This window comes from Variovorax humicola, from assembly GCF_037889915.1.
Lineage (GTDB): Bacteria > Pseudomonadota > Gammaproteobacteria > Burkholderiales > Burkholderiaceae_C > Variovorax > Variovorax humicola.
On the sequence record NZ_JBBKZV010000012.1, the window covers coordinates 128,300 to 141,863 of the forward strand.

Genomic DNA, 13,564 nt, shown 5'->3' on the forward strand with positions numbered 1-13,564 from the left:
CTGTCCGTGAGGGCAGGCAGCGTCAGGCGCAGCCGGGCGAGAGAGGTATTCGTGACGCCTCCTGGACCTGGATCTGCACGGGCCTCCGTCTCGGGCAGCAACTCCACAGCAGTCATTCTCGACCACGATAAATCGCGCAAAGACACAAGCGATGCGCCAGCCGGCATCGCGGAGCAAAGCGGTGGCAATGCCTACGTGGGTCTCGTCCTGATCAGCTTCTCTTCATTCCTATCCATCCCGTCCTCTCTGCGCTGATTTCCAATGAACATGAATGTAGAACTCGGCTCGCCCGTGATCGGCGGTGAAACAGCTCGGCAAGGCGGCAATGGCAAGCCTCCTGGCGCACATGCGTCGCCGGAGACAGTGCCCAAGGCGGTCCAACTGGCCCCCGAGCCGCCCCAGGCTGCACGCCTGGCCGCCGTCAAGGCCGCCGAAAACCCGCTGCTCGAAGCCGCCTACCCCCTGCTTCGCGTGCTGGGCGAGCTGCCCAAGGAACTCTCCGACGAAGGGATCGATGTCCTTCATCGTTTGCTGATGCGCGAGGTCACTACCTTCCAGGCGATTTGCAGCGACGCGCAGATCAAGCACGAGCACGCGGTAGCGGCCAGCTATGCGTTGTGCACCGCCGTCGACGAAGCGGTCAACCGCACTGCTTGGGGCGGTGGAGTGGACCGCAACACGGGCACATGGGCCAAACGGCAACTGGCCCAGGCGTTCCATGACGACAGCCATGGTGGAGACAAAGTCTTTCTGCTGATCGGACGGCTGGCCGTTTCGCCGCAGGAGCACATCGATCTGCTCGACTTGCTGTTCTTCATCCTGTCCCTGGGCTTCGAAGGCCGCTACCGTTCGCCCGCCAATGGCAGGCGCCAACACGACGCCATTCGCCATCGCCTCTACGACATCGTCTCGGCCGCGCGAGGCGAGGTGCCGCGCGCGCTTTCTCCACATTGGAAGGGTGTTGCCGCCGGCAGGTTCAAGCTGCTGTACACCGTGCCGGTGTGGGTCACGGTCTCGGTGTTGGGCCTGGTCTTGCTGGGGCAGTACTCCTGGTACAAGTACCAGCTCGTGCAGGCCAGCGCCGAGGTGGAGGCGAGCATTCGCGCCATCGGTGCGATGCAGCCGCCGCCGGCGGTCGCGCACAAGTCGCTGCGGCTGAAGGAACTTCTCGCGCCCGAGATCGCGCTCGGCAGCGTGAGCGTGGAAGAAGACGCCGAGCACAGCGCGGTCAGCTTCAGGGGCGATGACATGTTCGTGCCCGGCCAGGCACGGGTCAATGCCAAGATCCTGTCCACCATCGCCAAGGTCGCCAACGAGATCAATGAGGTCTCGGGCGCCGTGCGCGTCACGGGCCACTCCGACAACCGGCCCATCAAGACACGCCAGTTCCCCGACAACCAGGCGCTGAGCGAGAGCCGTGCTGCCGCCGTGGCGGAGGTGCTGAAGAGCAGCGGCGTGGCGTCCGATCGGGTCCAGGTGGAAGGCAAGGGCGACGCCGAGCCGCTGGCCGACAACGCCACTGCCGCGGGGCGCGCGCGCAATCGCCGGGTGGACATCGTGGTGACGCAGCGCGATTCGCCCACATCCTTGTCAAGCCGCCGCTCCGCCGTGCAGATCGATTGAGGAACAACCCATGAGCAGAAGAGTGATCGTGTTGGGCGACCGCGCCACCCACGTCGACAAGATGGTCGGTTGAAGCGCCCGGAAAGTTTTCATGCAATTTCTCAATTCATTTCTCGGTTTTGTTTTTTCCCGGGCCATGCTGGCCTTCATTGGCCTGGTGGTGTTGGGGCTGGCGATCTGGTTCATCGGCCCTTTGCTTGCGATGGACGGGCTGCGGCCGCTGGCCGCGGTGGGAGTGCGCATCAGCCTGATGGTGCTGCTGTTGGTCTGCGCGATCCTGTGGCTCGCCCCCGGGCCGATCAGCCTGGCTGGTGTGGCAGCCCTGTGTTTGCTGACATGGCATGCCGGGCCGGTGCTTTCGTTCGGCGCGGCGCGGCCGCTCGAACCTGTGTGGGTGCGCGCGACGGTGATCGGCGGCCTCGTGCTGATCTGCGCAGCCTATTGGCTGAACAAGCTCTGGCAAGCCATCAAGGAAGACCCGGACACGCTCGTCAATCTCTTTGCAGCCAGGACCGAAAAAGACAAGCAAAGGCGCGAGTCCAAGGGGAAACTCAAGAACGTGACTGCTTCGGTGCAGGTGGCCGTGGCCCAGCTCATGAATCTGCGGGGCAGTGGCGGTCTGCGCCGGGTCTTCGAAGGCAAGCGCTACCTGTATGACTTGCCGTGGTACATGATCGTCGGCAGTCCCGATGCCGGCAAGACGACCGTGGTGTTGAACTCCGGGCTGCAGTTTCCGTTGGCGCGCAGGATGGTCGGCGCTTCCAGAAACATGGCCGCCAGCACTGCTGGCGGCACGACGCACTGCGACTGGTGGCTGAGCAATGAGGCGGTGCTGATCGACACCGCGGGTCGCTACACCGAGCAGGACAGCGACGCCGCCACAGAGTGGCACGGCCTCCTTGGCCTGCTGCGCAAGCACCGCACGCGCGCGCCGATCAACGGCGCGATCGTGGCGCTGAATACGGCCGAGCTGTTGGGAATGAAGGATGCGGATCGCCTGCATCACGCCGGCGCGGTGCGCGACCGCCTGGCGGAGTTGCGGCAGGAACTGGGCATTCGCTTCCCGGTGTATGTGATCGTCACCAAGACGGACCTGCTGAGTGGCTTCTCGGAATACTTCCAGTCGCTCACCAGCGAAGGGCGCACCCAGCCCTGGGGCTTCACCGTGCCCTACGAAGGCCTGAAAGGCAAACAACGCACCTCGGCGGTCGACATAGCAGCCAACCGTGAGGCACTGCGCGCGCAGTTGGGCACCGAATTCGGTCTGCTTCGAGGTCGGTTGAATGCCGGGGTGCGTGCACGGTTGGCCGAAGAGTACGACCTCGAGCGCCGCCATCTGCTGTTGGGCTTGCCTCAGGAACTACCAGGCTTGATTGGCCCGCTGGTGCAGGTGATCGACGAAATCTTCCTGGATTCGCGCTTCGACACCACGCAACTGCACAACACGCTGCGCGGCGTCTACTTCACAAGCGGTGCGCAGGCTCGAGTGCCGATCCCGGCCGACAAAGACACGTTGATGCAGCGCTTGTGGCGTGGCTTGGCCGTGGCTGACGGGGCGGCCGCGTTCGGAAGGAAGAAGGGAGCAGAAGTAGCGGCAGCCGCAGCCGCAACCGCAACCGCAACCGCAACCGCAACCGCAGCCGCAGCCGCAGCCGCAGCCGCAGCCGCCGCCGCAGCCGCAGCCGCAGCCGCCGCCGCAGCAGCAGCAGCAGCAACCAAATCAGGCGAGCAGACCAAGGCCGGCGCGGGTTCCCTGTCCACCGACGTGCCGTCCACCGCGACGCCAGCGTCAGCCTCTGCTGTCGCCGCGCCTGCCGCCGACGCCTCCGATGCCCCGGCACCAATCGGCACAGATGCCGGCCGTGGCAAGCAGGGCTTCTTCCTGCAAGACCTGCTGACCAAGGTGATCATCCCCGAGGCCCACCTGGTGCGGCCCAATCTGCGCTGGGAGTTCCGCTTCCGCCTGATCCGTCTGCTGGGCCCTGCGCTCGCGGTGGTGGTTTTCCTGTGGCTGGCCGGCGCGTTAACGCTGAGCTTCGGCCACAACAAGGATTACCTAGCCACTGTGGGCCAACGCAGCGAGGCGCTTATCGGCCGGGTGCGTACCCTGTTCGCCGGCTTCAAGCCGACCGGCGTGCCCGACGTGCTTAACGGCGCACGCGAGCTGCCGGGCTATCCGGGCCTGGACGTCGACAACCCGCCGGTCGGCTTTCTCTACGGGCTGTACAGCGTGCCGCCGGTGCTCGAGACTTCATCCCGGACCTATGCCCAATTGCAGGACCATATGCTGCTGCCCGCCATCCTGCAGCGCATGGAAGCCGTGCTGGCGCAGAGCGTGCGCGACCAGGATGCGAAGACCGCCTACGAAACCCTGCGCGTCTACAAGCTGCTGCACGACAAGGACCGCTACATGAACGGCGGCGCGCGCGACGTGCGCGAGTGGGTGCTCAGGGACTGGGAGACCACCGAAAGCGCCGCTGCATTCGGTGGCCGGGCATCGATGGTCGGCCACGTGCAGGCCCTGTTCTCGGGAGTGCGCCCAGTGCAGTCGGCCTCGCTGCCGAATGAGGCGCTGGTGCGCGAGGTGCAGGGCTTCCTGAACAGCAACACGTCGACGCAGCGCATCTATGAGCGCGCCAAGGCGGCCCTGCTACAGCAGGCGCCGCAGGAGTTCACTCTGGTGCGCGCCGTGGGGCCGCAGGCGGGCACGGTGTTCTCGCGCGCCGGTGGCCAGCCGCTCGAAAAGGGAGTGCCCGGCCTGTTCACCTACGACGGCTATCACGAACTGTTCGGCAAACGCCTGCCTGAATTCGTGGCGCGGGCACTGGATGACGACGCCTGGGTCATGGGGCGGGGCAAGAGCGCCTTTGCATTGGACAGCCTGCCCAGGAAAGCACTGGACGAAGCGGATGAAAAGCTGCGCAGCAACGCCCTGCAGGAAGACGTCCGGCGCCAGTACCTCAGCGAGTACGCGCAAGCATGGGAGTCCTTCCTCGATTCGATCCGCACGGTCGGCAGCAGCGACGTCACCGGCACCAGCCTGGGTTTCGACTTGAGCGTGCTGCGCCAGTTCGCCGCGCCCGATTCACCGCTGTCGCGGCTCGCGCGTGCGGCAGCGCGCGAGACGACGCTTTCGCGATCGCTCGTCACGCGCGCGCAGCAGGACAAGGGATTCTTCGACAAGGCCACTGACGAATTCGACAAGCAGACGCGGGAGATCGGCAAGAACTTCGGCATTCGCGCCGAAGAGCGGTTGGAGCGGGAGATCGTCGACAACCGCTTCGCCGCACTGCGCGAAGTGGTCACGGGGCAACCTGACATTGCGTTGAGTTCGGGCGTCGGCGCCAGCAATGCGAAGCCCGGGCTCGAAGCCATCTCGGGCCTGATCAACGAGTTCTACACGACGCTGGTGGTGGCCGATACGGCGCTCTCGGCCGGCAGTCTTCCGCCAGGTGGTGCCGCAGTCGGCGCCCGCATGAAACTGGAGGCCGGCAAGCTGCCGGCGCCTTTTCGGGAGGTGCTGACGGCGCTGGCCGACAGTGGCGGCGGCAAGGTGGCCGAAGGCTCGGCCGGCATCCTGCGCAAGCAGGCGCAGGCGCAACTCGACCGCATCATGGGCCTGATGGCAACGCAGGTCAGCGAGCCTTGCCGCCGCGGTGTCGAAGGGCGCTACCCGCTCGCGGCCGTGGCCGAGGATGTCTCGATCGAGGACTTCTCACAAGTGTTCGCCGCCGGCGGCGCGGCGGACGAATTCTTCACCAAATACCTGGCGCCGTTCGTCGATATGAGCGTGCATCCGTGGCGCTACAAGAACCCCGACATGGCGGGCGCGGTGGTGGGCGGCGAAGGCGGGGCCAATGGCACCGCGCCGCAGCCTGTGACGACGGGACCGACGCTGCTCGGAGAGCTGTTGAAGCTGCTCGCGCAGAGCGGCCCCAACCTGGATGCGTTCTACCGTGCACGGCAGATCCGCGAAGTGTTCTTTCGCGACGCGGCCGGCAAGAAGTTCGCCTGGAAGATGGACCTGAAGGTGATGGAACTCGAACCCACCATCACCGACCTGATCATCGACATCGACGGGCAGGGTCAGCGCTATGTCCACGGCCCGGTGCAAGCCTTCCCGGTGAGCTGGCCCGGTCCGCGCGGCGGCTCGACGGCCGAACTGACGGCCAATCCGCGCATCTCCGGCCCGACTTCGACGTTGCAGGCCAATGGGCCCTGGGCACTGTTCCGGCTGCTCGAGAAGGGGCGCATCGTCAGCTCTGCCACGCCGGGGCGCATGAGCGTCGAGTTCCAGTTCGACGGGCGCAAGGCGCTGCTCGACATCAACTCCGGCAGCCAGCCGAATCCGCTCAACAGCGATGTGCTCAAGGGCTTTCGCTGCCCGGGGCGCTTTGCCTGAGGCGGTGGACAGATCCTTGGAGCATCGAGACATGAACGACACCCCTGCAGCGTCCGAAGCGCCGGATGCGGACTTCGATCTGCGCGAACTCGCTCATCTTGGCGACCGGCAACAGGCACAAGCGTTGGACGATCCGTTCGGCGTGCTCGACATCGCCGGGGCGAGGTCGCGCCCGGGGGCGGGCCCGCTTGCCGACTTGCTTGGCGAGCAGCCGCCACGGGCGGCCGCTGCGGCCTTGAATGTCGCGAGTCTTGCGGATGCCACCTCAGATGTGGCGGCAGCGGAGCTACTGGCTGGAGATTCCACCGAGCGGCAGCAGTCGGTTCGCGCGTTGTTCGACGACCTGCACGCGGAGTTCACTCGCGTCGTGCGCGACCAGGCCCAGCTCACTGGTGCCGCCGATTGGGAAGGCGCGTCTGCGCCAGAGGCTCCGGGCGGACCCAGCCTGGAAGAGCTGAGCCGGGATGGGGAGAAGTACCCCATGCTGCGCGATATCCTGCGGCCGCGCGACAACATCGACAAGCTTTTCGACGGCTTCGTGACGCTGGACCAGCCGATGCCGCTCGCCGGCAAGGCACCGCCGGAGCCGTTGCAGCTGTTTGCGCCGGAACCGGTGCTTGGCACCCAACTCGCCCTCCCGAGCCTTACCCGGCGCGAACACCACGCGCTCTCGCCGGACAGCCATATGCCGATGACGCACGGGCGACCAGCCGACAAGGAGTCCGACGCAGAACTGGAGCCAGGGCGGAACGCCGGGTCAACGAGCCGGTGGAAGCCATGAACATGGCATGGCCGCGCATGGCTCTCCTGATTCGGCCGGATCCAGGCTCTCGATCGCGATTCCTCCGCAACGAAGGCTCTCGTTCTCCTGGCCGCCACCGGGCATCTCCCGGATTGCTGGCCGCTCGCACTCGTCGGCATTTTTCCCCAACCTTCAATGAACCCACCGTCTCCTTTGACCAGCGCCCCAGGCCCCTCCCTGTCCTTCCGAGCATGGTCCCACGCCAAGTCCATTGCCGAATCACTCTCTCGCGCCGAAGCCTCCGTACGCGCCAAGCCCCAGGAGGCGAATGCGCGCTGGCTGTTGTTCGAACTGCTCTGCGTACTTGGTCAATGGGAACGCGCGCTCAAGCAACTGCAAACGTGGGCCGGCCTGTCTCGCGACAACGAGAGCACGGCGCATGTGATGCGGGGCCTGATCCGTGCGGAGCGCCAGCGCGTCGAAGTGCTATCGGGGCGCATCGACGCGGCGACGTTGACGGCAACCGAGACGCAGTCGCCCGCATGGATGGCGCAGCTCGGCGAGGCGCTGCGGCTGGCCGCTGCAGGTGACGAGGCGGCCATCGAGTCCGCTGACCTCGCGCGCGAGTCGGCGTTGTCACAGGCGCCGGACACGGCAGGCGCCAGCGATCTCCATTCCTTTGCCTGGATCACCGATTCCGATACCCGGCTGGGCCCGGTGTGCGAGGTGGTCCTGGCGGGCGCCTATCGCTGGGTGGCCTTTGACGACCTGGCCTCGATCACAAAGTCCGCGCCTTCGCGGCTGCTTGACTTGGTGTGGGCGCAGGTCGATCTGGTGTTGCGCGATGGCATGCCGCTCAAAAGCTACATGCCAATGCGCTATCCCGTGGGCGCGGGCGATCGCGACGCGCTGCTGATGGCGCGCGAAACAGTGTGGTCCGATGTCGGCCGCACCGGCGTTGTCGCGCGTGGCCAGAAGATGTGGACCACCGACGCGGGCGACATGGCGCTGCTCGACGTCCGGCGCTGCGAATTCATTGGCGCGCCGGCGGACCCGCGCGATGCCGCTGTTCAAGGAGATGGCCATGCCGCAGCCTGACGCTTCCCCCGAAGATGTGCTGACCACCGGCGGCAGTGGGAATGCGAGCGGCATGCATCGCGCACACCCGGTGCACCCTGGCACCCGCTCCCCACGCCCGGCCGACGAGCGCGTGGCGCGTGCGAATGCGCAACTGATGCCCACGCTGTTCGACCGCCTTCGCGACGAGGCGCCGAGCCGCGCAAGCGAGTCGCCTTCCGAGTACACCGCAACACCCAGCCAGATGCGCGACATCATCCAGCGCGACCTGGCCCTTCTTCTCAACACGACGAACGTCGAAGACCTGATCGACCGCAGGCGCTACCCCGAGGCAGCCTCGTCGACGGTGAATTTCGGCGTGCGTTCGCTGGCAGGCAGCTATCTGTCGACGCGCAAGTGGGAAGACATCGAACGCATCATCCGCCGCGCCATCGCGGACTACGAGCCGCGGCTGTTGCCCGACACGGTGACGGTGCTGCCGTTGATGAAGGATGGCGTTCACGACCAGTACAACGTGCTGCTGTTCGAGATTCGCGCCATGATCAATCTCAAGCCCTATCCGCTCGAGCTCACGGTGCAGAGCTCGGTCGACCTCGAAACCAGTCGCATGAGCATCTCCCACGCATCGCGCAGCCCGAGGCGCGCGACCCGCTGAGCTGCGGGCGCCTTCTCGTTCCTGCCTTCCTCTCAAAGACATCTGATGGACCCCCAACTCCTCGACTACTACAACAAAGAGCTGATCTACATGCGCGAGATGGCGGGCGAGTTCGCCGCCTCGCATCCCAAGATCGCACGGCGCCTCGGCATGCATGGCGTGGAGGTCGACGATCCGTATGTGGAGCGACTGATCGAGTCGTTCAGCTTCCTGTCGGCACGCATGCAGATCAAGCTGGACGCGGAGTTTCCGCGCTTCACGCAACGGCTGCTGGAGGTGCTGTATCCCAACTACCTGAGCCCGACGCCGTCGATGGCGGTGGCGCGGCTCGACCCGAGCGTGCAGGAGGGGGATTTCAAGCGCGGCTTCGTGGTGCCGCGCAATACCGCCTTCCACGCGAAGGTGCCGGCGGGTGAGCAGACACCGTGCGAATTTCGCTCCAGCCAGGACGTCACGCTATGGCCGATCGAGATCGTCGATGCAAAGCTGACCGGCGCGCCGCCGGATATTCCGGCGCTCGAACGTTATGTGCCACCGCATGTGCAAGTGACGGGCGCGTTGCGGCTGCGGCTGCGCATGGTCGGCGAGCTGAACTTCAATGCGCTGGCGGGGCTCGACCGCCTGCCGGTGTACCTCAGCGGCAACGAGCAGGTGGCTTCGCATCTGTTCGAGCTGCTGCACACCTCGGCGGTCGCCACCTTCACCGGCGAGCCGGGCAAGCTGATGCATCGGCCGCACGTGGTGACCGAAGGTGCTCTCGTCCACGAAGGGATGGAGCCGGGCCAGGGCTTGTTGCCGCTGGAATGGAACACCTTCCACGGCCACAACCTGCTGCACGAATATTTCGCGTGCCCGGAGCGCTTCTACTTCTTCACGCTCACGCAACTGGCGCCCGGCCTGTCGCGCGTGGAGGGCAAGGAGGCCGAAGTGCTGATCCTGCTGACCCGGCCGCCCGGAGCGCTCGGCAGCCTGGTCGATGCAGGGCAATTCGCGTTGTTCTGCACGCCGGTGGTCAACCTGTTCGAGAAGCGCACCGACCGCATCGAGATCGACACCGCGCAGCCGGAGTTCCACCTGGTGCCCGACCGGTCGCGGCCGCTCGACTTCGAGGTCTATTCGGTCAAGCTGATCGCGGGGCAACAGTCGCAGACCACTGCGCCAGTGGACTTCCGGCCGCTCTACCAGACGCTCAACGAAGACGAGGGCAACTACGGCCGCTACTTCTCGGTGCGGCGCGAGCCACGGCTGGCATCCGACACTTCGCGCAAGTACGGCACGCGCACGCCTTACATCGGGACCGAGGTTTTCGTGTCGCTGGTGGACCAGAACGAGGCGCCTTATCCCGATGCCATCCACTACCTGTCGGTCACGGCGCTGCTGACCAATCGCGATCTGCCTTGCCTGGTGCCGCGCAACGGGAAGACCGACCTGGCGATTGCCGAATCGATACCGGTGACCGGTGTGGGTCTCATCCGCCCGCCGAGCACGCCCAAGTCGCCCTTCGCGCAACGCGAAAACGCCTGGCGGCTGATTCGACAGATCGGCTTCAACCACTTGCCGCTGGCCGACATGCCGCACCGCGAGGGTGCGCAGGCGTTGCGCGACATGCTGCGCCTGTTCGTGACGACCGACAACGACGTGCAGCGCCGCCAGATCGAGAGCCTCGTGGGATCGCGCATCGAGCCGGTGACGCGCCGGCTGCCGGGCACGGGTCCGTTGATCTACGGGCGCGGCGTGCGCTGCACCTTGAGCGTGGATGAGGAGGGCTTCTCGGGCACCAGCCCTTACCTCTTCGGACTGGTACTCGAGCACTACCTCGCGCGTCACGTCAGCATCAACGTCTTCACGCAGACCGTGCTCGAATCCATGCAGCGCGGTAGCGTCGCGCGCTGGCCGGTGCGCATGGGCGGACGGGGCATCGTCTGATGCGGCGCGATCGCGACCCGGCGGTGTTCGGCCTGCACGAGCTGCTGCTTCGATTGCGCCGCGAGCCGTGGAAATTCAGCTTCACCGTGCTGATGCGCCGCTTCGGTGCTTTCCATTCGGACCTGCCGCGCATCGGGCTGGCGAGTCGTCCGCAACAGGAACCATTCAGGCTTGGGCAGACCGCCGCGCTGTCGTTCGCGCCGCGCGAAATCGCCGAGGTGGTGCTGCCTGTCGAGGCTGCGCTTCCGGTGGAAGCGGGCGCTTCTCGAGTGCGCACGGGCAACAACCCCGCATTGCCGAAGATTCGGCTCTACGGGCTCGGCCTGCTCGGCCCCAACGGTCCGCTGCCGCTGCACTACACCGAGCTGGTGCGCGACCGCAAGGAGAACTACAACGACAGCACGCTCGCCGACTTTCTCGACATCTTTCATCACCGCTACCTCACGCACATGTACCGCGCGTGGGCACAAAGCCAGTCGGCCGCGGGCCTCGATCGCGCGGACGACGAGACCTTCAGCCGCTACATCGCTCGCCTCACCGGCCACGATCCGATGGAGATCCGCGACTCGGTACTGCCCTCGCATGCGCGTCTTGCGGCCTCGACGCACCTCGGCCGCGAGGCGCGCAACCCCGACGGGCTCGCTGCCACGCTGGCGCGCTTCTTCACGGTTCCTGTTCAGCTTGAGGAGTTCGTGATGCATTGGATCCGCATCGACGATGAAGACCAGACGCATCTTGGAACTCCCCGCACTTCCAGCGTCATGGGCGCGGGTGCCATCGCCGGCGAAGTCGTCGCCGACCGGCAGAACAAGTTTCGCCTCGTGCTCGGCCCCTTGAGCCTCGACCAATACCTGCGCTTCACCCCACGAGGCAAGGACCTGCCCATGCTCGTCGAGTGGGTGCGCGGCTTCGTCGGCTACGAATTCGTATGGGAGGTCGAACTGCGCGTGCGCAATGACAGCACCCCGCCGGCGCGGCTTGAAGACAGGGAAAGGCTGGGTTGGTCGACCTGGCTGGGCGGCTCGGAAGGCGCGGGCCTGGGCATCGCTGCCAACCGGCGAGCGGCCGCGCTCGACTACTCCGTCGGCCTCGTGTTCGAGCCCGAGCAGTACATCGGCGCGCACCACCGTGCCGCTGCCGTCCATTGAGTCAATTCACTTAGATATCCGTTCATGCTCCAGCCTGCTCCATCTGCTCCATCTGCTCCATCTGCTCCATCTGCTCCATCTGCTCATTCCCCGAATGGCATTCCCGATTGGTTGTTGCCGATCAGCACAGATGCGCCGTGTGGTGCCAGCCTCGAATACGACGCCGAATACGCGATCCTGCTGTCGCGCATGACGCCGCGTGGCGAGGCCCAGTACGGCGACTTCGTCGGCACGCCCGAGGCGCCCAACTGGGCCGAGATCGAGCGCGACTGCCGGCGGCTCCTGCTGCGCACGAAGGACATCAACCTGTTCGCATGGCTCTGTCGTGCCCGTGCGCGGCTCGGGCAGTCCGCCGGGCTTGCGCAAGCGCTCGCCATGCTGGCGGATGTGCTTGAGGCATGGCCCGAAGCCATCCATCCGCAACTCGTCATCGAAGGCCAGATCGATCCTGACGTGCGAGCGAATGCTCTGGCCGGGCTGGCCGATCCCGAAGGCTTGCTGAACGACGTGCGCGACATCGTCGTGGCCTCCAGTACTGCCTTGCGACTGACCGTGCGCGAGGTGGAGCGCGCGTTTGCCGTGCCGCGCCCGGTTGACTCTCAGAAGCCCGAATCCGTGGGCCGGCAACTCGACGCGTTGCGCGCCGGTGCCGACGACGCCGGCGCGCCCGTGAGCCTGCTTGCGCAAGCCGCCCGGCATGCCCGCGCGATCGATGGCTGGAGCAGGCGCCACCTTGGCGACGATGCGCCTTCGCTGCAAGGACTCGTCCGCCTGCTGGATCTGTTCGTCGCGCCTGAGCCGCTGCGCGAGGCCGCGACCGAGACGTCTCCGATGCATGAAGCACCGCAAGGAGAGCCCGGTTCCATGTTTGAAGCTCGCCATGCGCCGACCCGCTCACTGCCGTCGCTGCCATCGCCGTCATCGCCGTCGTCGCCGTCCTCCCCATCATCGATGTCATCGGTGCAAGCGCTGCCATCGCTGCCCCTGGTCGGCGCGGCCACGCGCAACGACGTCTTGCACAGCATCCGCGCCGCGCGAGAGTGGTTCGAAATTCGCGAACCCAGCAGCCCCGTAGCCGTGCTGCTCAAACAGGCCGAGCGCATGGTGGGCAAGCGCTTTTTCCAAGTGGCGCATTCGATTCCACTCGACCTCCTGCAGAAGTGGGAGTCCGAAGGAGAGGGCGGATTGGAGGAGGCGCCGGTATGAATCCATCTGTCGCCTATCTTTTGATCGGCAGCTTTGCCGTGGGGTTGCTCGGCGCCTTGATGGGCATCTCGGTGATGTCGCGCCGCATCCGGGCGCAATTCGCGGCGCAGTTCCAGGCGCTGGGAAGAACGCAAGCCAACCACGATGAACCCGCGCCGCACTCCTCGAAAGCGGCCATCGATGTGGCACGTATCGCGCAACTGGTGCAACAGGCCCTTCTGGTCGAACTCGATTTTCTGGCCCGGCGACAGGCCGCGTGCGATGAGGCTCGAACGCACGAGCAACGCAGATGGCAAGCCGACCAGGACCAACGCCGCGCGAACGAGTTGCGTGGGTTGCTTCAGGCACTGGCAACGCAATCCGGCAACAGCACGCCGTCCACACGGGTCGAACCACCGGTGCCGCCGCATTGGTCGCCGACCACCGGGGCGCCACCGTCACCCAGCGATTCGAGCCGCCCGCCCGAACCGATGCACACACCACTGCCGCGACCGCACCCCCTGCATGAACCCGATCCGCCCGAGCTTGAACTCAGCGACGAAGAACTCGACGCCTTGCCGCCCGAACTGCCGTCCACGGCCAGGCCGCGAAGGCGACCACTGCCGTCGCCGAAGAAGCCGCGCCTGAGCGATCTCTAGCGTTGCACTCAGTTTTCCACCACGTTTTCGCGTGACCGCGACGCATGAACCCAGGACGCGCACTGCGAAGTCTGTTCGTGGGCACCCGCGGAACCGGCTTCGCCGGGCCGCTGGGTGCGCCCCCTGGAGGGGGAGGCGCCGCAGGCG

The 13,564-nt window shown here is 66.1% G+C and carries 9 protein-coding genes; all 9 read left to right on the plus strand.

Annotated features, from left to right (window positions below; genetic code table 11):
* Window positions 1–261 precede the first annotated feature (261 nt).
* A complete protein-coding gene (gene tssL, locus WKW80_RS19770; RefSeq protein WP_340365279.1) occupies window positions 262–1,623 on the plus strand; it encodes a type VI secretion system protein TssL, long form in 1,362 nt (453 codons plus the stop codon).
* Window positions 1,624–1,714: 91 nt separating this feature from the next.
* Complete coding sequence (gene tssM / locus WKW80_RS19775; RefSeq protein ID WP_340365280.1) at window positions 1,715–6,025, plus strand: type VI secretion system membrane subunit TssM; 4,311 nt, start codon at window positions 1,715–1,717, stop codon at window positions 6,023–6,025.
* A gap of 31 nt (window positions 6,026–6,056) precedes the next feature.
* Complete coding sequence (locus WKW80_RS19780; RefSeq protein WP_340365281.1) at window positions 6,057–6,806, plus strand: TagK domain-containing protein; 750 nt, start codon at window positions 6,057–6,059, stop codon at window positions 6,804–6,806.
* Between the two features lie 303 nt (window positions 6,807–7,109).
* Window positions 7,110–7,865, plus strand: a complete 756-nt coding sequence (locus tag WKW80_RS19785; protein WP_340365282.1) for a type VI secretion system accessory protein TagJ — start codon at window positions 7,110–7,112, stop codon at window positions 7,863–7,865.
* A gap of 136 nt (window positions 7,866–8,001) precedes the next feature.
* Entirely contained in the window at window positions 8,002–8,499 is a 498-nt protein-coding gene (gene tssE, locus WKW80_RS19790) for a type VI secretion system baseplate subunit TssE (RefSeq protein ID WP_340365323.1), read from the plus strand.
* Between the two features lie 45 nt (window positions 8,500–8,544).
* Window positions 8,545–10,425 carry a type VI secretion system baseplate subunit TssF gene (gene tssF, locus WKW80_RS19795; RefSeq protein ID WP_340365283.1) on the plus strand — a complete coding sequence of 627 codons (1,881 nt, stop codon included), beginning with the start codon at window positions 8,545–8,547 and terminating at the stop codon, window positions 10,423–10,425.
* The gene (gene tssG, locus WKW80_RS19800) at window positions 10,425–11,573 is read left to right on the plus strand and encodes a type VI secretion system baseplate subunit TssG (protein WP_340365284.1); all 1,149 of its coding nucleotides are present in this window, start codon (window positions 10,425–10,427) and stop codon (window positions 11,571–11,573) included. The genes tssF and tssG overlap by 1 nt, the downstream gene beginning before the upstream one ends.
* Window positions 11,574–11,687: 114 nt before the next feature.
* Window positions 11,688–12,779, plus strand: coding sequence for a type VI secretion system protein TssA (locus WKW80_RS19805; RefSeq protein WP_340365285.1), 1,092 nt, complete (start codon window positions 11,688–11,690; stop codon window positions 12,777–12,779).
* On the plus strand, window positions 12,776–13,417 hold the full coding sequence (locus WKW80_RS19810) for a hypothetical protein (RefSeq protein WP_340365286.1): 642 nt from the start codon (window positions 12,776–12,778) through the stop codon (window positions 13,415–13,417). Before WKW80_RS19805 ends, WKW80_RS19810 begins: the two co-directional genes overlap by 4 nt.
* Window positions 13,418–13,564: the final 147 nt, after the last annotated feature.